Annotated in this window: 15 protein-coding genes and 1 pseudogene; 13 read left to right on the top strand and 3 right to left on the bottom strand. The window is 46.9% G+C overall.

The window, feature by feature from the left end; all coding sequences use genetic code 11:
• Positions 1-2 precede the first annotated feature (2 nt).
• From hisD to DXA97_RS15635, 8 genes and pseudogenes are all read left to right on the top strand, one after another.
• A pseudogene (gene hisD, locus DXA97_RS15600) lies at positions 3-1291 on the top strand (histidinol dehydrogenase).
• A 25-nt stretch (positions 1292-1316) separates the two neighbouring features.
• Positions 1317-1904 carry an imidazoleglycerol-phosphate dehydratase HisB gene (gene hisB, locus DXA97_RS15605; protein WP_118721007.1) on the top strand — a complete coding sequence of 196 codons (588 nt, stop codon included), beginning with the start codon at positions 1317-1319 and terminating at the stop codon, positions 1902-1904.
• Between the two features lie 61 nt (positions 1905-1965).
• Positions 1966-2691: a 1-(5-phosphoribosyl)-5-[(5-phosphoribosylamino)methylideneamino]imidazole-4-carboxamide isomerase gene (gene hisA / locus DXA97_RS15610; protein WP_118540515.1), complete on the top strand. Its 726-nt coding sequence runs from the start codon at positions 1966-1968 to the stop codon at positions 2689-2691.
• 2 nt (positions 2692-2693) lie between these two features.
• Complete coding sequence (gene hisIE, locus DXA97_RS15615; protein WP_118721008.1) at positions 2694-3959, top strand: bifunctional phosphoribosyl-AMP cyclohydrolase/phosphoribosyl-ATP diphosphatase HisIE; 1266 nt, start codon at positions 2694-2696, stop codon at positions 3957-3959.
• 196 nt (positions 3960-4155) lie between these two features.
• A complete protein-coding gene (locus DXA97_RS15620; RefSeq protein ID WP_118721009.1) occupies positions 4156-5529 on the top strand; it encodes an MATE family efflux transporter in 1374 nt (457 codons plus the stop codon).
• Between the two features lie 92 nt (positions 5530-5621).
• The gene (locus tag DXA97_RS15625) at positions 5622-6779 is read left to right on the top strand and encodes an aldo/keto reductase (protein WP_347561656.1); all 1158 of its coding nucleotides are present in this window, start codon (positions 5622-5624) and stop codon (positions 6777-6779) included.
• 154 nt (positions 6780-6933) lie between these two features.
• Positions 6934-7911 carry an EamA family transporter gene (locus DXA97_RS15630; protein ID WP_118721010.1) on the top strand — a complete coding sequence of 326 codons (978 nt, stop codon included), beginning with the start codon at positions 6934-6936 and terminating at the stop codon, positions 7909-7911.
• A 234-nt stretch (positions 7912-8145) separates the two neighbouring features.
• A complete protein-coding gene (locus DXA97_RS15635) occupies positions 8146-9864 on the top strand; it encodes a Na/Pi cotransporter family protein (protein ID WP_118721011.1) in 1719 nt (572 codons plus the stop codon).
• Position 9865: 1 nt separating this feature from the next.
• Here the strand turns inward: DXA97_RS15635 and DXA97_RS15640 are convergent, their stop codons facing one another.
• The 3 genes from DXA97_RS15640 to DXA97_RS15650 are packed head-to-tail and all read right to left on the bottom strand — an operon-like array spanning position 9866 to position 11867.
• Positions 9866-10909: a tyrosine-type recombinase/integrase gene (locus DXA97_RS15640; RefSeq protein ID WP_118721012.1), complete on the bottom strand. Its 1044-nt coding sequence runs from the start codon at positions 10907-10909 to the stop codon at positions 9866-9868.
• Between the two features lie 6 nt (positions 10910-10915).
• Positions 10916-11671 carry a hypothetical protein gene (locus tag DXA97_RS15645; RefSeq protein ID WP_182436928.1) on the bottom strand — a complete coding sequence of 252 codons (756 nt, stop codon included), beginning with the start codon at positions 11669-11671 and terminating at the stop codon, positions 10916-10918.
• Entirely contained in the window at positions 11625-11867 is a 243-nt protein-coding gene (locus DXA97_RS15650) for a hypothetical protein (protein ID WP_118721014.1), read from the bottom strand. Before DXA97_RS15650 ends, DXA97_RS15645 begins: the two co-directional genes overlap by 47 nt.
• Positions 11868-12453: 586 nt before the next feature.
• Here DXA97_RS15650 and DXA97_RS15655 point away from each other — a divergent pair.
• From DXA97_RS15655 to DXA97_RS20315, 5 genes are all read left to right on the top strand, one after another.
• Positions 12454-12672: a hypothetical protein gene (locus DXA97_RS15655; RefSeq protein WP_118530775.1), complete on the top strand. Its 219-nt coding sequence runs from the start codon at positions 12454-12456 to the stop codon at positions 12670-12672.
• A gap of 131 nt (positions 12673-12803) precedes the next feature.
• Positions 12804-14084, top strand: coding sequence for a 2-hydroxyacyl-CoA dehydratase family protein (locus tag DXA97_RS15660; protein WP_118721015.1), 1281 nt, complete (start codon positions 12804-12806; stop codon positions 14082-14084).
• Positions 14081-15787 carry an acyl-CoA dehydratase activase gene (locus tag DXA97_RS15665; RefSeq protein ID WP_118721016.1) on the top strand — a complete coding sequence of 569 codons (1707 nt, stop codon included), beginning with the start codon at positions 14081-14083 and terminating at the stop codon, positions 15785-15787. Before DXA97_RS15660 ends, DXA97_RS15665 begins: the two co-directional genes overlap by 4 nt.
• A gap of 145 nt (positions 15788-15932) precedes the next feature.
• On the top strand, positions 15933-19181 hold the full coding sequence (locus DXA97_RS15670; protein WP_118721017.1) for a response regulator: 3249 nt from the start codon (positions 15933-15935) through the stop codon (positions 19179-19181).
• A gap of 305 nt (positions 19182-19486) precedes the next feature.
• Positions 19487-19636, top strand: a complete 150-nt coding sequence (locus DXA97_RS20315; protein WP_182436929.1) for a hypothetical protein — start codon at positions 19487-19489, stop codon at positions 19634-19636.
• Positions 19637-20017 lie beyond the last annotated feature (381 nt).

A 20017-nucleotide genomic window follows, 5' to 3' on the forward strand; every position in this document is an offset into this window, starting at 1 on the left:
TCATGAGAATTGTAAAATTAGATGAACAAAGCAGGGCAAACATCCTTGCAGATTTATTAAAGCGTGACCCGAACAATTACAGTGCTTACGAGGGCACAGTCCAGGAGATCGTGGATGATGTACGCGCCAGAGGTGATGAAGCCCTGTTCGAGTATACAAAAAAATTTGACGGTGCAGAGCTCTCTGCAGACAATATTCGTGTAACCCAGGCAGAAATTCAGGAGGCACTGTCCCAGGTAGACCCGAATCTTTTGGCTGTCATGAAAAAATCCATGAAAAACATCCGCGAGTACCATGAAAAGCAGAAACGTTACAGCTGGTTCGACAGCAAACCAAACGGAACCATTCTTGGTCAGAAGGTAAGCGCACTTTCCAGTGTCGGTGTTTACGTTCCGGGCGGCAAGGCAGCCTATCCGTCTTCCGTATTGATGAACATTATCCCGGCTGAGGTTGCAGGAGTCGAGAAGATTGTTATGGTAACGCCACCAGGAAAAGACGGAAAAGTAAACCCGGTTACCCTGATTGCTGCACATCTGGCAGGCGCTACCGAAGTTTATAAAGTCGGCGGTGCCAGGCAATCGCAGCGCTGGCATTTGGAACCAAATCCATTCCGCGTGTCAATAAGATCGTTGGACCGGGCAACATTTTCGTGGCATTGGCAAAGAAGGCGGTCTATGGTCATGTGAGCATCGACAGCATCGCCGGACCGAGTGAAATTCTGGTCCTTGCAGATGAAACCGCCAATCCACGTTATGTCGCAGCGGATCTGTTATCCCAGGCAGAGCACGATGAGCTTGCATCTGCAATCCTGGTTACTACCAGCATGGAGCTGGCAGAAAAAGTTTCTGCTGAGGCAGAGGCGTTCGTTCAGCAGCTTTCCAGAAAAGCCATCCTGGAAAAATCTCTGGAAAACTATGGTTATATCCTGGTAGCTGATTCCATGGAAGACGCAATCGAAACCGCAAATGCCATTGCATCCGAGCATCTGGAAATCGTGACAAAGAACCCGTTTGAAGTCATGACGAAGATCCAGAATGCCGGCGCGATCTTTATGGGCGAGTACAGTTCCGAGCCGCTGGGCGATTATTTTGCAGGCCCGAACCATGTCCTTCCGACCAATGGAACCGCAAAATTCTTCTCCCCGCTGAGTGTAGACGATTTCATTAAAAAATCCAGCATCATCTACTATTCCAAAGAAGCACTGGAGCCGGTTCATAAGGATATTGAAACCTTTGCAGAGGCAGAGTATCTGACTGCACATGCAAATTCCATCCGCGTACGATTCGAGTAAAAAATAAGAACAGGAGGTAGTGCTCATGGCACGCTGTGCGACCATAGAACGCAACACAAAAGAGACGAAAATCCGTCTGACCCTGGACCTGGACGGAACCGGAAAAGCAGATATTCACACAGGCATTGGCTTTTTTGACCACATGTTAAACGGATTTGCAAGACATGGTCTGTTTGACCTGACCCTGCATGTAGACGGGGATCTGGAGGTCGATACCCATCATACGATCGAGGATACCGGTATTGTGCTGGGACGTGCGATCAAAGAAGCCGTAGGAGATAAAAAAGGCATTGTCCGTTACGGAACCATGATCCTGCCCATGGATGAGGCACTGCTTCTTTGTTCCCTGGATCTTTGCGGAAGACCGTATCTGGTTTATGACCTGAAGCTGGACCGGGAAAAGGTCGGGGATCTGGAAACGGAGATGATCCGCGAATTTTTCTATGCAGTGTCTTACGGCGCAGAGATGAACCTGCACGTAAAGCAGCTTGACGGAATCAATAACCATCATATTATTGAAGGTGCATTTAAGGCGTTTGCAAAGGCGCTCGACAACGCAACCCGATACGACGCACGGATCACCGATGTTTTGTCGACAAAAGGCGTACTGTAAGTGGCTAGGTTTCACGTCTGTGTGCCTGGCAACAGAAAACGTATAAAAAGGAGAGATTCCCATGCAGTTATATCCGGCAATTGACATGAAGGGCGGCAAATGCGTCCGCCTGACACAGGGATTATTTGATAATGTAAAGGTTTATTCCGACACACCGGCTGATATGGCAAAATTGTGGGTCAGCCAGGGTGCATCCTTCCTCCATATTGTGGATCTGGACGGTGCGCTGGCAGGACGTTCCGTAAATGAAGATGCGATCCGTGCGATCGTATCCAGTGTGGACGTTCCGATCCAGCTTGGCGGAGGCATCCGCAGCGTGGAAGCAGTGAAAAATATGCTGGAGCTTGGCATCACCCGCTGCATCATTGGAACGCGCGCCGTGGAGCGGCCGGAATTTGTGAAAGAGCTGGTTGCAACCTTTGGTGCCGACCGGATCGTAGCCGGTGTCGATGCGAAAAACGGCATGGTGGCAGTGGAAGGCTGGGAAAAGGTAAGCAGTCTTTCGGCTTTGGATCTTTGCCTGCAGATGAAAGAATTCGGGGTAAAACATATCGTTTATACCGATATTTCCAAAGACGGTACCTTAACCGGTCCGAACGTCGAGTACACAAAGCTTCTGACTAAGCAGACCGGACTGGATGTGATCGCCTCCGGCGGAGTTTCCTGTATGGACGATCTGGTCCGCTTAAATGACAGCCAGATCAAGGGCGCCATCATTGGAAAAGCATTATACGAGAAAAAGATCAGCCTGCCGGATGCGGTAGCGCGGTTTGAACAGGGAGAATAACTATGGCAGAATTTAAACGGTTACTTGCGCAGCTTTGCTGCGATGGAAAACAGGAAGAGGAAGTGCTTTCTTTTGCCTCTGCTGCCGGGAATGACGGAGCAGACGGTCTGGTATTTGCCGATGGTTCCAAAAACGATGAGGAGCATGATTACAACATTGGCCTGATCCGGAAAATGGCAAGGGCGATCGACATTCCGATCTATGCTGGCGGACGCGTAAAACGCCTGGAGGATGTGAAGAAATACCTCTACGCAGGTGCGAAGGGCGTATTTTTAGATGCATCTGTGGAAGAAAATGTGGATCTGATCAAAGAAGCGGCAGACCGCTTCGGCAGTGAAAAAATCTTTATCCGCTTAAACCAGAAAGACCAGACAAAACGGATCCCGGAGTATGCGCAGCTTGGAGCATCCATGGCACTGCTGGAAGATGCTGTTCTTCCGGAAGCTGTGGAAGTGATCCATACGATGGATGAACAGATGCATTATTATATAGTCAGCAATGCAGACGAAATCGCAAAACTGGCAGAAGAGCTGAAAGCAGACGCGGCTGCCGGTTTTGTCCTCGCCAGCCTGGCTCCGGAAAATGGAAATTATATGGAAAAGAAGCAGGAACTTGGCAGCCTTGGAATTGCGGTAGACATTCTGTGCAGCAGTGTTTCCTGGGGAGATTTTAAAACCAATTCCGACGGCCTGGTTCCGGTCATCGTCCAGGATTTCAAGACTTCCGAAGTGCTGATGCTTGCTTATATGAACGAACAGGCCTTCGCAGATACGCTCCGCACCGGCAAGATGCATTACTACAGCCGGAGCCGGAAGAGCCAGTGGTTAAAGGGCGAGACCTCCGGACATTTCCAGTATGTAAAGTCCCTGCACTTAGACTGTGACAACGATACGATTCTGGCGAAAGTCCATCAGATTGGTGCGGCCTGCCATACCGGTTCCCGCAGCTGTTTCTTCCAGACACTTGCTGAGAAAGAGACCAAAGAAACCAATCCATTGAAAGTATTTGAGGATGTCTTCTCTGTCATTCAGGACCGTAAGATCCATCCAAAGGAAGGCTCTTACACCAACTATCTGTTTGACAAAGGCATCGACAAGATCTTAAAGAAAGTCGGAGAAGAAGCGACCGAGATCGTCATTGCAGCCAAGAACCCGGATCCGGAAGAAATCAAATACGAGATTTCTGATTTCCTGTATCATGTCATGGTTCTCATGGCAGAGCGCGGTGTGACCTGGGAGGATATCACAGAAGAACTTGCAAACCGTTAGATTTGCTTATAAAATCACAGAGTGTTGGCATAAAAATTGCAGCAATGCAGTTACGGTATGCCAGCACTCTTTTTCTGCGTGACAAAAAGCCCTTGATTCGTCAAAAAAATAACTTATGAATATGTCAGAAGAGACATAGCCGACTGCTGAAAAACATGGTATACTTTTACATTATAAAAACAGGAGAGTTATGATCATGCAGCAGACAAAAGAATCACATGACCAATACTACGAAATGGCCAATGCGCCGGTCGGACGTGTCATCTCAAAGCTGGCTGTCCCAACCATCATCAGTATGCTGGTCACCTCGATTTATAACATGGCTGACACTTTTTTTGTAAGCCAGCTTGGGACCAGCGCTTCTGGCGCGGTCGGAATCATCTTTTCAGCCATGTCGATCATTCAGGCATTATCGTTTATGATCGGAATCGGATCCGGAAATTACATTGCCCGGCTGATCGGGGCAGGAAACCGGGAGCTGGCCGAGAAACTTGCTTCCATCGCTTTTTTTACCGGCTTTTTTATGGGACTGGTTATCACGGTCCTCGGAACTGCCAACATCCATGCGCTGGTTATGATGCTTGGATCTACCGTAACCATTGCGCCTTATGCCGAAGCCTACGCATCCTATATTCTGATTGCGGCACCGTTTATGATGACTTCATTTATCATGAATAACATTCTACGGTTTCAGGGAAAAGCCTTATTTGCCATGGTCGGCATCACAACCGGAGGTATTTTAAACATTGTCCTTGACCCGGTATTTATTTTCGGTATGGGTATGGGGACCGCAGGCGCTGCGCTTGCAACAGGCATTTCCCAGTTTGTCAGCTTTTGCATTCTGCTTGTGATGTGCAATTTCCGAAAGGACTGCATTTCCATCGATATCCGTAAGTTCCGTCCAACTGTAAAGCTTTACGGACAGATTTTGTATGGAGGTGTGGCATCACTTGGGCGTCAGGGAATTGCCAGTGTGGCAACCATCCTGATGAATGTCATGGCACAGCCATATGGGGATGCAGCCATTGCGGCTATGTCCATCGTGAACCGCTTTATGATGTTTGTTGGCTCGGCCATGATTGGTTTCGGTCAGGGCTTTCAGCCTGTCTGCAGCTACTGTTTTGGTGCCGGGTTATATAAGCGTGTGAAAGAAGCCTGTATTTTCTGCATCAAAGTCAGCACTGCTGTGCTTTTTGTATTTGCACTGGCTGGCCTTGCCTTTTCTGGAAATATTGTTGCGGTATTCCGGAAAGACGATCTGGACGTTATCCGGATCGGAACACTGGCACTCCGTATGCAGCTTTGCACCTTGCCGCTTATGGGAGTCACCGTTATGGGCAATATGACACCGCAATCCATGGGCTACGGAACCTGGGCAACCGTGGTTTCCACCGCCAGACAGGGATGGTTTCTGATACCGGTCCTTCTGTTTCTGACTCCGGCAGTCGGCATTCTTGGAATCCAGATCGCGCAGCCTCTGGCAGATGCAGGAACCTTCATTCTGGCCGCATGGGTACTTCACAAAATCTTTAAGGACCTAGAGCAGAAAGAAGAGGGCGCATTACCATAAAGAATGGATTCCAAAATGGAACATTCTATTTTCAGAAATGTATGCGTGAAACAGAATAAAGCGGCTGATATATTACAAAAGGAGTTTGAGAAATGGAAAAAACAATGAAAACACGCAGATTAGGAAAAACCAATCTTCAGGTCAGTGAGATAGGTTTTGGCGGCGAGTGGCTGGAGCGCCATCCGGAAGAAGAGGGCATTGAGCTGATCCGCTATGCTTCTTCCAAAGGAATCAATATTCTGGACTGCTGGATGGCAGATCCAAAATCCCGCGATGTCATCGGCAAGGGAATCAAAGAGAACCGCGAATCCTGGTATATCCAGGGACATATCGGTTCTACCTGGAAGGACGGGCAGTATTTCCGCACCCGCGATATGGCTTATGTGCGTCCGGCTTTTGAGGACCTCTTAAAGCGTCTGCAGACAGACTATATCGACCTTGGCATGATCCACTATGTAGATTCCGAAGAAGAGTGGGAAAGCATCCAGCATTCCGATTATCTGGATTATATCATGGAGCTGAAAAAGAATGGCGTGATCCGTCACATCGGTATGAGTTCCCACAATCCGAAGGTGGCCGCGAAAGCGGCAGAGTCCGGCTATGTGGAGATGATCCTCTTCAGCATCAATCCGGCGTTCGACATGCTTCCGGCCAGCGAGCAGATTGAGACGATGTTCGCGGATGAATTCGATGCAGACTTAAGGGGCATTGATGCAGACCGTGCGCGCCTGTATAAGCTGTGTGAGCAGCACGATGTCGGGATCACCGTTATGAAAGGCTTTGCAGGCGGGCGTCTTTTCGATGCAAAGCGTTCCCCGTTTGGCGTAACACTGACACCGGTGCAGTGCATCCACTATGCACTTACCAGACCTGCAGTCGGCGCGATCATGTGCGGATATGACACAAAGGAACAGGTCGATGCGGCTGTTGCTTATGAGACAGCATCAGAGGAAGAAAAAGATTTCGCATCCGTGATCGCCAATGCACCGCTTCATTCTTACCGTGGAGAGTGCACCTACTGCGGTCACTGCAAACCGTGCGTGGTCAATCTGGACATTGCTATGATCAACAAATTCTATGATCTTGCAACCATGCAGCCGGCCGTACCGGCAACGGTACGGTCCCACTATGAGCTTTTGGAACATCGGGCATCGGAGTGTATTGGCTGTCATGCCTGCGAATCCCGCTGTCCGTTCGGGGTTGCGATCGCAGAGCGGATGGAAAAGACCGCGAAGTTGTTTGGATGTTAGGCGTTTTCATAAGAATTTTTGCACAACAGGAGTCCTTGGCAAACGAAAGATTTCGTTTTATAATGGTCAGGTCTGTTTTTATGTTGCTGTTTACGCATTGCGCAAACAGCAACATTTTTGCAGATAGAATGAAAAAAGGAATGGTACAGAAACAATGTGGTTTTGGTTAGCTGTTACGGCACTCTTATTCTGGAGCGGTTCTGATCTGTTTTCCAAGATCGGCTGCCGCGGAAACGACAAATATGCCCATTTGAAGATGGTCATTGCAGTCGGCGTTGTCATGGGTGTCCATGCAATGTATGAAATTTTTGTGGGAGGAACGATTGTCACCTGGCATGTGATCCTTACTTACCTGCCGGTATCTCTGCTTTACATTTCCTCCATGACACTGGGCTATATCGGCCTGCGTTACATTGAACTTTCGATTTCTTCCCCAATCTGCAATTCCTCCGGTGCACTGGTAGCAGTTCTCTGTTTTCTGACCGGCACACTGGACGAGAGCATTGAGGGAACCATGCGTCTGGCCGTGATCGGTGCCGTGGCACTGGTATGTATCGGTGTGATCGGTCTTGGCATCGTAGAATCCAGGGAAGACGATGACCTGCGCCGCGCACGTCAGGAAGCATCCAACTACAAATATGCGAAGTCCTGGCTGGCTTTATTCCTTCCGGTGGCTTACTGTCTTCTAGATGCAGCAGGCACCTTTGCAGATACCTTTGTGCTGGATCTTCTGGCTGGGGAAGCAGAGGCAGCCGGACTGTTTGCAACCGCAGAAGAGTGCGCTTCCTATGCGGCATCTTCCGCAAACTGTGCTTACGAACTGACCTTCCTCTTTGCTGCAGTCTGCTGCGTGATCTACGTAGCGCTGATCAAAAAAGAACGATTTACCGTGAAACAGGAAGGACCGAAATACATTGGAGCACTCTGTGAGACGGCTGGTCAGTTTGCTTATATCTTCGCATTATCGGATACCGCACATGCAGCAATCTCCGCACCGATCATTTCTGCATACTGTGTCGCTTCCGTTGTATGGAGCCGCATCTTCTTAAAAGAAAAGCTGTCCTGGAAGCATTATGCGATGATCCTGCTGGTTGTGATCGGTATCGTAATGCTTGGGGTATTTGACATTTAACAATTCATAGAAATATTTTATCTGGTGGTCAGAATATTCTGGCCGCCTTTTTTTACACAAATTTTATGGAAATAAAGCAAAAAGCTTAAAATACAGTCGTACTTTGCTGATCGTATTTTACATGGATTTAACATTGCCTTTACGGGAGTATGGTAGATGCAAATGCCCTCAGCATTTATGATAATTAGGATAAATATTGAATGATGTAAGAACGATTACAAAGGAGAAGGTACGATGAATGAAAATGTAAAGATCTTTTTTGGTCTCATTGGCGGTTTGGCGCTGTTTTTATATGGCATGAACAGCATGAGTGACGCGCTTCAGAAAGCAGCGGGAGAGGGCATGAAAAAGATTCTCAGCTTTCTGACGAAAAATGCAGTCATGGGCGCGCTGGCAGGAGCCTTAGTCACTGCCGTATTGCAGAGCAGTTCCGCGACCACCGTTATGGTCATCGGATTTGTCAGCGCTGGCCTTATGAGTCTGCCGCAGGCGATTTCCGTTGTTTTCGGTGCTAACATCGGTACGACCATGACCGCACAGCTGATGGCATTTAAGATCAGCAACTATATCTATCCGATCATCTTTCTTGGATTTATGCTGAATTTTGCCAGCAAAAAAGAAAAGATCAAAAACATCGGTATGGTAATCTTCTCCTTTGGACTTCTTTTTGAAGGAATTGAAATTATGGGCGGCGTTATGAAACCGCTTGCAAGCAGCCCGTTTTTTGTAGACATGATGGGACGTGTTTCCCATATTCCGGTACTCGGGGTACTTCTTGGTGCCGGTATGACCCTTGTGGTACAGAGTAGTTCCGCAACGATTGCAGTACTTCAGAACTTCGCTTCCCAGGCGGGCCCGGATGGGGTAACCAGTGTGATCGGTCTGACCGGCGCAATTCCGATCCTGTTAGGTGACAATATCGGTACCACGATCACAGCACTGTTAGCTTCTATCGGCCAGTCAAAAAATGCAAAAAGGACGGCACTGGCACACAGCGTTTTCAATATTACGGGAAGTATTGTATTTCTGTTTTTGATTCCGGTTCTCGCTGGCTTTGTGCGTTTCATTTCCCCGAAGGGACCGGAGCTGGAAGTCATCTCCAGACAGATTGCAAACGCCCACACAACCTTTAACGTTGTCTGCACACTGATCTGGCTTCCATTGATCCCGGTCATGGTAAAAATTGTTACCTTTCTTGTTCGCGGACAGGATCAGCAGGAACGTCAGACTTACGAGCCGAAATTCCTTGAAAACCGTGTCCTGACTCAGCCGACCGCAGCTCTTTACCTTGTCTCAGAAGAGATTCAGAGAGTGGCCGGTTTTACTACACAGATGTTAGACAACATGAAGCTTTCTTTCGTTGGAGACGAACCGCAAGCTGCTTACCAGAACTTTAAGGATATGAACCTCGCGGTAAAGAAGCTTCAGGAGCAGATCGGAAGCTATATTGTAAAGATGTTTTCCAGAGGTGCCCTGACGGAACAGCAGTCCGAACAGGCAGCAGGACTTCTCTATATCAACAATAATATCGAGCGAATTGCAGACCGTTGTGAGGAAATCAGTGCTGTTGCGGAATTTTCACAGGAACATGGCGGAATCTTCTCGGAAGACGCAAAGCATGAGCTGGAGACTGGCATCGGGACACTGGAAAATCTCTTTTCCACCGCAATGCAGGCACTCGAAAACGGCGATAAGGATATTGTTGCCAAAGTAGCAAAAGACAAAAATAAGATCCGGAAGCTGCAGAAGCAGAACAATAAAGCGCATTTATCCCGTGTGAAGAAGAATACCTGCTCCTCTGATATGACAAAGCAGTATTCTAATCTGCTTTATAACATCGACCGTATCGCAGACAACTGCGTGAGCATTTCTGAAGAGGCGATGGATAACATTTCGTTCCAGAAATTGTACCAGAATAATGCAAATCAGGAAATGGCAGGAGAGCATGCTTAGCTTATACAATGTCGATCTTCTTCACGCTCTTTCTTCGTTCTTCTTCGATCGCCGCATAGAACTTCCGGGTGATGTTGACATCATTGTGCCCTAAGATATCCGCCACAAGGTAGATATCGTTCGTTTGCGCGTAAAGGGCAGAGCCATAGCTGCTCCGGAGTTTGTGCGGCGTGATTTTCTTTTTGGGTGTGACAATGGAAGCGTACTTTTTCACGAGATATTCCACGCTTCGCACGGCAATGCGCTTCCCCCGCAGGGAAAGAAAGAGGGCCGGTTCCTCTGCCGGATCGATACCGGCACCTTTTCGCTCCTCAAGGTAATGTTCCAGATGCCGTGTGACTTCATCGCTGAAATACACAGTTGCTTCTTTTCCGCCTTTCCGGTGGATGTGAATGCTCTGCTCTGTTAAATCTACATCCCCCAGATTCAGACCGACGCATTCCGAGACACGGATTCCGGTTCCAAGCATTAAGGCAAGGATGGCACAGTCCCTTGCCTTTGTTTTTTCGTGAAATTGCTTCTGCTTCGGTGAAAGGCCGTTACCATTCTGCGCTTCTTTGATCAGCTCCCGTATTTCCTCCTGGTTTAAGCGGACAATTTCCTTTTCCCGGATACGCGGCACCTGCATGGACAGCGTCGGATTGGTCTTGATCTGCCCCGTGCGGTAAAAGTAGCCGTAAAAGCTTTTCAGGGAGAAAAACTTGCGCTTGATCCCGGCCTCTTTATTCGTATTTTTATGGTCCGGGTCATCAGGCCGGTATTTTAAAAATTCCAGGTAACGCTCCAGATCCGTAACGCTGATTTCAGTGAAATCGTTCATGGAAATCTCACTTGTCTGCAGGTTCAACAATTCCGGTTTCAGGTCCCGGATAAACACAAAAAACATGTTGATATCGTAAGCATAGGAGAGTCTTGTCATAGAAGAGGTTGCAGGCTCGATTCCACGAAAGAAATCCGCACAGAAAGGCGGGAGAGAAGCAAGCAGCTCCTGCAGCTTCTTTTCATTTTTTAAGTCACGCTGTTCGTGATATTGCAGTTCTTCCATATGAAATTACTCCTTATTCGCCTGGTTCTGGTTCGGAGCTAATGAAGCTCTCAGTTGTTCCAGTTCTGTCTGCAACCGGACATTCTCCCGGTCGGACGTCCGCAACTCCTCCTGCAGTTCTCGCTCTTTGGCGATCACGGCACGTTCCAGCTTTAAGTCCGCTTCCATCTGAGCCTGCTTTAACTGGTTCTGCGTATCGGCATCCTTCTCCTGAAGCTGTCTTTTCAGGTCAGATACCTGCACCTTATACTCCAGCATATGGCTTTCCAGCTCCCGGAGTTTTTCCTGGTTCTGTCCGGCAATACTCTCTAAATTTTTCCTCTGCGCAGTTTCATGCGACAATGTCTGCTCCAGCTCCCTGGTTTTTAATTTCAACTCCGTATTTTCTGATTTCACCAAAGCTTCCGCTTTTTGCAGCTCGTGAAGCTTTTGCAGCTGTTTTTTCAATTCCTCATTCTGCGTCTGAAGAAGCCGGTTCACTTCCTCCTGGTCGGAGATTGCCTTTTTTGCGGAATTCATCTGGTTTGTTGCGTATTCGGCCTGTTCTCTCAAATGCTTCTGTTCTTCTTCCAACTTCTTTGAGACAGCCTCTAACTGTTCTTTTTCTGCATGCAAAGTTTCCATCTTTTCCCGCAGTTCATCAATGGTACGGTCCTTTCTTTTTAAGTCAGACTGAAATTGTTCGAGAACCCGTGCCTCTGCATTACTGCTCAATTCAATGCTGTTGATATACGCAGATAATAGCTCCTTGCAAACGTTCAAAATTTTCAATTTCCACAAGACGTCCGGGAGTAGCAGCCTTCGCATTGTTTAACTCCAGAACCTGCATCAGATGATCAAACCCCTGTGCCTGGTTCATTCCATGTGTGGTGCAAAACTGGCGGAAAGCCTCCGCGGAATCCGGATCAATACGGAAATTGACCTGTTTGCTTTCTTTGACGGTTCGTTCTTCTTTCATCTATTCAAATCCTCCAGGGAAATTAATCCTTTTTTACTTATATGATAGTATAGCATATCGAAAACATGTTCGTCAATTCTTATTGTGTAACAAACGCAAAAACGATATACATTGTTATACATGTAATCGCTATACATAACAACGTATAATGTGATAACAAAGGAAAAACTCGGAGAAGTATACGAAAATCAGTAAAAAAAGAGCATAGGGTATTGAGCGATAATTCTTAAAAATGTGCAGACAATTTAACAAAATACCCACATGGAAGGCAAAAAGCAGAACGGATATTCGAAAAAGTAGCTTTAACATTGCGCAAAACCTTAGTTTTACGCAATAATGGAGAAATATTCGCGTTTGTTCATATTGACAGTTAATAACATAATTCATCAGAATATTTGTTTTAATATGTATCATTCACCCTATATTGTACAAATAGTTTTTATCAATCAGTTTTAAAGCATCGATATCGCCTTATGTGTCTGATAAAAAGTAGAAGCATGGCTTATTACGCAGAATATTTACATTTAAGAAAAAAGTGATTATAATCCTATAGGATGAAATATTCTCAAGAGGAGATACTGAAACGATGTCAATTTTATTTGCGATCATTTTTCTGGTACTGATTTTCAAGTGCGTAGGCCTTGTACTTTCGATCTGCGGAAAACTATTGGGAGCAGTTCTTAGTGTACTCGGATTTATCATTTCCCTGGTGATCGGGGCAGTGGTGTTTGGACTTTCTACCGCATTTGCCATGGTGCTGCTGCTGATTGGAATCGTGTGGCTGGTCATCCGCATCATTCTGTAAGGCAAGGCAGAACAACGAAGCTTACACAGAAAAACTCCGCTTGTTTTCAGTCAGCTGGCACCATTTGACAACCTGGAAAACTGGGAAAACAAGCAAACGAAACTATTTATAGGAAAGAGTGAAACAAGTATATGAATATCATCGATCAATTTGGAACTGTTGTTGGTAACCAGTCCCTGAAAGATCCGGAAAAAGCCCGCCGTCTTCTTCTTACAGGTTACCGCCTGCAGGAGAAACGGCTTCAGTTTTTTCCGGACCGGGAACTTCCGCCGTCCGGCCAGTATGTGGCACGGGTGGTTATGAAAAATATCATTCAGTCTCTGACAAAGCCGGAGCAGGCAGCTATGGTCAGCATTTTTGTGCCGGGAGAGCTGGTGACAGCTGCCGGACTGACCCCATATTCCGTAGAGGCATTATCCTGCTTTCTGGCAGGAACAAAATGTGAGCAGGCTTTCCTGCGAAAAACCGAAGAGGAAGGCTTTCCGGAAACCATGTGTTCCTATCACCGGGTCTTTCTGGGAGCCGCACTGACCGGGATTCTGCCAAAGCCCAAATGCATGATCTACACCAACCTTGCCTGCGACGGAAATATGATGACATTTCCTTATTTAAAGGATTCCTACGATTGTCCTGGTTTTTACATTGATGTGCCGTATGAAAAGAACCAGGAATCGGTTCTGTATGTGGCAGACCAGCTTCGGAAACTGAAATTATTCCTGGAAGAAGTAAACCGGACCCAAATATCAGAGGAAGCGGTGCGTCTGGCCGTCGACAACAGCCGGAAAGCAGCTGATTATTATAAGAAGCAGCTTGCTCTGCGCAGCGAACACGATCCGGTTACATCCCTGACCAATGAACTGTATGCTCTTTTTATGTGTCATCTGCTTGCCGGTTCCGAATCAGCTGTCAAGTATACCAAAATGCTGCTGGAAGATGTAAAAAATGCTCCGAAGGGAGAGGGACTTTCAGTCCTGTGGATGCACACCCTGCCGTTTTTACAGGCACCGGTAAAGGAATTATTTAACTACAGCAAAAACATGCATATCCGCGCCTGCGATTTTATCGCGGATGGATTCCGGGAAATGCATTCCGAAGATCCGTATGAGGCCATGGCAGAGAAGATGGTTTACTGCATTTATAACGGCAATGTAAACCAGCGGATCCAGATGGCAGAGGAGCTGGCCGAGATTACCAAAGCAAATGGTGGTATCCTGTTTGCACACTGGGGCTGTAAGGGAACCATCGGCGCTTCCAGCCTGATCAAACGTTCTTTAGAAGATGCAGACCTGCCGACCATAATTCTGGATGGGGATGGATGCAATCCAGCCAATACCAGTGACGGTCAGGTTTCCACCCGTCTTCAGGCTTTCGTGGAGATGCTGGAAAAAGGAAAGGAGGAAGCACACGCATGATCCATTATGTTTGTAAATACACCCCGTTAGAATTATTTCGTGCATTTGGGGAGGACTGTGCTGTTCTGGAAGAAATGCCGGAAAACTTTGAATTGTCCGACCAGATCGCACATGCCAATCTGTGCGGATTTGGCAAATCCGTGATCCAGGCGGTTCTGGAAGGAAAAGTGGAGGAACTGGTCCTGGTAAACTGCTGCGATTCCATGCGCCGCGTTTACGATATCGTAGAAAGCACAGGAAGATGCAGATTTTTGTATATGCTGGATCTTCCACACGATGATAACGAATGTGAAAAAGAAAAATTTGCAGGTGCCCTCCGCAGATTAAAAGAATCCTACGAGGCTTATTCTGGAAAACAGTTCGATAAAGAGCGTTTCCTGCATTCTTTTGCCCTGCTTCACACAAAAAGCCGTCCTTACATCGGCGTGCTTGGCGTGCGGGTCAGCGGTGTTTTAGAACAGATGATCCGCGAAAACTTCCAGATGGACGTAGAAAACCTGACCTGTACCGGAGGGCGCAGACTGTCTGTGATTCCAAAAGAACTGGAACAGATGGAAGAAGACGCGCTTTTCCTGGCTTATGCAGATGCCCTTCTTAGCCAGATGCCATGCTTCCGCATGAACCACAGCGCACGCAGGAACCGCCTGTATCTGGACCCGGCATTAAAGGGGATTATTTATCATACGATCAAATTCTGCGATTACTATGGTTTTGAGTATGCAAGCATCAAACGGGAAATCAAAGTCCCGATTTTAAAGATTGAAACCGATTTTACCAGTCAGAGTGCCGGACAGCTTTTAACCAGGATCCAGGCATTTTCAGAAACCATCGAGGGTTCCGCAGATATGGACCCGGGAAAAGGAATCAGTGAGGAGGCTAAAAAGCAGATGGAATCAGGAGTATATTATGTAGCAGGAATCGACAGCGGTTCCACCAGTACCGACGTTGTGATTCTGGATCAGGACGGAAAGATCAAGTCCTCCATGATCATTCCGACCGGCGGCGGAGCCATGATGAGTGCCGAAAAGAGTCTGGATCTGGCAATTGAAAAAGCCGGGATCAAAAAAGAAGAAATCGTGCGGATCGACACCACTGGCTACGGACGCGCTTATATTGAAGGCGGGGATGACAGCATTACCGAGATTACCTGCCATGCGAAGGGCGCCAACTACTTAAATCCAAACGTGCGCACGATCATCGATATCGGCGGTCAGGACATCAAGGCGATCAGCATCGATGAAAACGGAGCCGTAAAAAACTTCCTGATGAACGACAAGTGCGCTGCCGGAACCGGCCGTTTCCTGGAGATGATGGCAAAGACGCTCGGTCTTTCCCTGGAAGAAATGAGTACTCTGGGATTAAAATGGAAGGAAAACATTGTCATTTCCAGCATGTGCACCGTATTTGCAGAGTCTGAGGTTGTATCCTTAGTGGCCCAGAACAAGGACGTGTCAGACATTATTCACGGACTGAACGTGTCGGTTGCTTCCAAGGTCGGCGCACTGGCTGCCCGGCTTGGCAAAGATCATCCGGGTGAATATATGATGACCGGCGGGGTTGCCAAGAACCAGGGTATTATCCAGGCGCTGGAAGAAAAGCTTGGCGCAAAGCTCTATATCTGCGAGGAAGCTCAGCTTTGCGGAGCACTTGGTGCCGCATTGTTTGCATACGAAAAATGCAAAGGGGAATCTGTCCAGAAATAGAAATTATGACGTTGCCGGACACGCACGCGCGAACAGTAACATTATGATGATCTGTACCATGGAAAGAACTTGATTAACCGGCTGAAATTAGGTAAGATTTTATAATAAGGATACGCCATTATTCATTTTATTTCAGGGGGAGAACATGAATCAGAAGAAAACACGATCAAACCGGTATCTTCACTTTTTGCTATGTTTTGTCTTGTTCATACTTGCATTGTTTCCATCTTCTGCACTGGCAGCGGAAGAAACAGCGACAAAGGTTGTCCGGGTTGGGTGGTACGAGGATTCCTACCACATCACCGGCGAAAACGGCATCCGCAGCGGCTATGGCTATGAATACGAACAGGCTGTAGCTGCTTATACCGGCTGGGATTACGAGTATGTAAAGGGCGACTGGTCCGAACTGCTCAGCATGCTGCAGGAAGGAAAAATTGATCTTATGGCAGCAATTTCCTACACCGATGAGCGTGCAAAGACCATGCTGTTTTCCGACATTCCAATGGGAGAGGAAAAATATTACCTGTATGCAGACCTTACCCATGCGGACATTTCCGCCTCGGATCTTTCTACCTTAAATGGCAAACGCGTGATAGCCATGGAAAAAAGCATTCAGGCAACGCAGTTTTCCGTATGGGAAGAAAAGCATAACATCAAAACAGAGCACGTCAATGCGGACAGCATCGAAACTGCAAAAGAAATGATCGCTTCCGGCGATGTTGTGGGTGTTATCTCTACCGAAACACCAGAATGGGTAGAAGCAGGCATGTCTGCGATCGCCACAACCGGTGGTTCCAGCATTTACTATGCGATCAACAAAAACCGGCCAGATTTAAAAGAAGAACTGGATATCGCCATGCGCAACATGGAATATGACAAGCCGTTTTACGCAGACGAACTCTACCAGCGCTATCTGACTGCAGAGTCGGTTGCCGTTCTTTCTGGCGAGGAGAGCGACTGGTTATCGCAGCATGGCGCGATCCGGATCGGTTTTCTAAAGAATGACCCTGGCGTGAGTTCCATTGATGCATCAAGCGGTAACCTGACCGGCATCATCAACGATTATATGGAATACACTGCAGACTGTCTTAACAATTATACGCTGCAGTTTGAGCCGGTTGGTTTTGATTCCCAGGAAGCAGAGATCCAGGCCTTAAAAGCCGGAGACATCGACATGATCTTCCATGCAGCCCAGAATCCATATGCCTCCCAGGAAGAAAAATTATCCCTGTCCAACACGGTCTGGACATTCAATCTGGCTGCAATCACAACACAGGATTATTTTGATGAAAATGCAGAAAACACCGTCGCGATATCCAATGATAATCTTTCCTTAAAGCAATACGTATCCTACAACTATCCACAGTGGAAGATATTGGACTGTTCCTCACGGGAAGATGCCGAAAAGATGGTCTGCCGAGGCGAAGCAACCTGCTTTATCACAAGGGCAAACCAGGTGACGCCTTATATCAAAAACACACGGTTTCACAGCATCTTTCTGCTCAAAGCAGATAACATTTCTTTTGCTGTAAAACGTGGTGATTCAAAGCTCTTGTCGATTCTGAACAAGACGTTAAAGACCATGCCGGCATCAAAATTGACTGGTGCTCTGTCTTTCTATAATAATTCAGCAAGAAAAGTCACCCTGATGGACTTTATCCGTGACAATATGCTGATTGTGATCTTTATAGTTACTTTGACTTTCGCCGGAATCCTTCTGATCATTTTGGGATTTTTGCGTAAAGCAATGAAAGCAGAAGCAAAAGCAAAAAAAGCAGCCAGTCAGTCACAGGAGCTGAACAAAAAGCTGAAAGAGAGTCAGGATGAATTAAAAGCAGCTTTAATCCAGGCAGAAAGCGCAAACTCTGCCAAAACGACATTCTTAAACAACATGTCGCACGATATCCGGACACCAATGAATGCAATCATTGGCTTTACATCGCTGGCGGCATCCCATATTGACAATAAGGAGATGGTGAAGGACTATCTGGCAAAGATTGGGACATCCAGTGAGCATCTGCTTTCCCTGATCAATGATGTTCTTGATATGAGCCGTATCGAAAGCGGAAAAGTAAAAATCGAAGAGAAACCGCTGCATCTTCCGGACCTGCTGCACGATATCCGGACCATCATCTGCCCGTCCATCAGTTCCAAACAGCTCGATTTTCTGATCGATACGGTCGATGTGGTTGATGAGGATATCATTGCAGACAAGCTGCGCCTGACACAGATTCTGCTGAACATTTTGAGCAACGGTGTCAAATACAATAAGACAGGCGGTACCATCAGCCTGAGAGTGAAGCAGGAAAAGAAAGCACCGAAAGGCTGTGCAACCTATCACTTTATCATCCGTGACACCGGAATCGGCATCAGCAAGGAATTCCAGAAGCATATTTTTGAGAATTTCTCCCGCGAAGAGACTGCAACCGTCAGCGGCATACAGGGAACCGGTCTCGGCCTTTCCATCACAAAAAAAATCGTAGAAATGATGGGCGGCACCATTCATCTCGAAAGCGAAGAGGGCGTGGGCAGCGAATTCGATGTATGCCTGACCTTTAAGCTGAGCGGTGAGCGAAAAGTTTATCAGAGGATCGAATCACTCCGGGGGCTTCGTGTTCTGGTAGCTGACGATGATACCGATACCTGCCTGAGCATTTCCTCCATGCTGACCGAAATCGGAATGCGCTCTGAGTGGACAGTTTCCGGAAAAGAAGCAGTTATCCGTGCGAAGCACGCAGCCGATATGGGTGATGACTTCTATGCCTATATCATCGACTGGCTGATGCCGGATATGAACGGAATTGAGACGGTACGCCGGATCCGCAGAGTCATTGGCGACAGCAGCCCGATCATTATCCTTACCGCGTATGACTGGTCCGATGTGGAAGAAGAAGCAAGAGAGGCGGGAGTTACTGCTTTCTGTGAAAAACCACTGTTTATGTCAGAACTGCGTGACATCCTTACAAAACCAATAGAACTGAAAAAAACAGGTGAAAACACATTGCCTGTCATTCCGGCAGGGAAAAAGATTCTTCTGGTCGAAGATAATGAACTCAACCAGGAAATTGCCACAGAAATCTTAAAAGATGCCGGATTTGTAGTCGATGTTGCAAACGATGGTTCTGTTGCAGTACAGAAGATGGAAGCTTCCACAGCCGGACAGTATGACCTGATCCTGATGGATATACAAATGCCGATCCTAAATGGCTATGAAGCAACCAGAAAGATCCGCGCCATGGAAGCGCCGCATTGCAAACAGATTCCGATCATCGCCATGACTGCAAATGCATTTGACGATGACCGCGAACTGGCACTGCAGTGTGGTATGAACGGATATCTGGCGAAGCCGATCCAGATTAAACAAATGTTAAAGCTGATCGGCTCGATGTTATAAAAATACTAGAATAAATTCATAAGGAAGGCGAAGATTATCGAGTTACTGCGTAGATAATCTTCGCTTTTTGAGCATTTTTAATATAATGAGTGCAAAGTAAATCTGGAAGACGAAGAACAGACTTGCACAAAAATAAGAAATACCTTATAATGACTTGGTTACTTTGCACTGTGCCATAAAATGTGGTTTTGCATGACCTAAGATAAAATTCCGTTTATGACACAAGTTCAAAAAGAAAAATACGATGGAAGAGACAGAAAACGGAGTCTCAAAAAATCGAAGAAATGTAGGTAAAATAAGGCTTTATGAGAAAATTAGCATTAAGCGACGAAATATTATTGAGCGTCCAGCAGCCCGCCCGCTACCTCGGAAACGAGATGAATGTGGTGGTCAAAGATCCGTCCACCACGGATATTCGTTTCTGTATGTGTTTCCCGGACGTTTTCGCGAAATAAGGTGATATATTGTGATATATGCACAAAATTATGCGAACGGCATACGGATATAATTGTGCATAGTGCAAAAGAAAACGGACAATCCAACACAAATCAACGCTGTCGTAATGCCTGCAAAAAACCTGTTTTGTCGTAATGAAAGAAAGGAAAAAGCGCAGAAATCGCTTCGTAGCCATTGGAGGCTGTCGCACTAGCAAATATTTTTTGCTGGGCGGCAGCCCTGCTTTATGCCCAAATGGGGGCGAAATCGGTTGTGTTTTCGCCCCCATCCTTTATAAACACAGTTCATTCCCAGACATCCCTTTCGGCATGCCTGATTTCAAACTGTTTTGTTTTCAACCATTAAAATCTATGCTGTCTTTAATGAAAAAAGATGACTCC

This window comes from Clostridium sp. OF09-36 (genome assembly GCF_003481985.1).
Taxonomy (GTDB): Bacteria; Bacillota; Clostridia; order Lachnospirales; family Lachnospiraceae; genus Brotaphodocola.

Coding starts and splice junctions, on each gene's coding strand:
- hisB (WP_118721007.1), top strand. CDS start 1,317: ATGGCACGCTGTGCGACCATAGAACGCAACACAAAAGAGACGAAAATC.
- hisA (WP_118540515.1), top strand. CDS start 1,966: ATGCAGTTATATCCGGCAATTGACATGAAGGGCGGCAAATGCGTCCGC.
- hisIE (WP_118721008.1), top strand. CDS start 2,694: ATGGCAGAATTTAAACGGTTACTTGCGCAGCTTTGCTGCGATGGAAAA.
- DXA97_RS15620 (WP_118721009.1), top strand. CDS start 4,156: ATGCAGCAGACAAAAGAATCACATGACCAATACTACGAAATGGCCAAT.
- DXA97_RS15625 (WP_347561656.1), top strand. CDS start 5,622: ATGGAAAAAACAATGAAAACACGCAGATTAGGAAAAACCAATCTTCAG.
- DXA97_RS15630 (WP_118721010.1), top strand. CDS start 6,934: ATGTGGTTTTGGTTAGCTGTTACGGCACTCTTATTCTGGAGCGGTTCT.
- DXA97_RS15635 (WP_118721011.1), top strand. CDS start 8,146: ATGAATGAAAATGTAAAGATCTTTTTTGGTCTCATTGGCGGTTTGGCG.
- DXA97_RS15640 (WP_118721012.1), bottom strand. CDS start 10,909: ATGGAAGAACTGCAATATCACGAACAGCGTGACTTAAAAAATGAAAAG.
- DXA97_RS15650 (WP_118721014.1), bottom strand. CDS start 11,867: ATGAAAGAAGAACGAACCGTCAAAGAAAGCAAACAGGTCAATTTCCGT.
- DXA97_RS15655 (WP_118530775.1), top strand. CDS start 12,454: ATGTCAATTTTATTTGCGATCATTTTTCTGGTACTGATTTTCAAGTGC.
- DXA97_RS15660 (WP_118721015.1), top strand. CDS start 12,804: ATGAATATCATCGATCAATTTGGAACTGTTGTTGGTAACCAGTCCCTG.
- DXA97_RS15665 (WP_118721016.1), top strand. CDS start 14,081: ATGATCCATTATGTTTGTAAATACACCCCGTTAGAATTATTTCGTGCA.
- DXA97_RS15670 (WP_118721017.1), top strand. CDS start 15,933: ATGAATCAGAAGAAAACACGATCAAACCGGTATCTTCACTTTTTGCTA.
- DXA97_RS20315 (WP_182436929.1), top strand. CDS start 19,487: ATGAGAAAATTAGCATTAAGCGACGAAATATTATTGAGCGTCCAGCAG.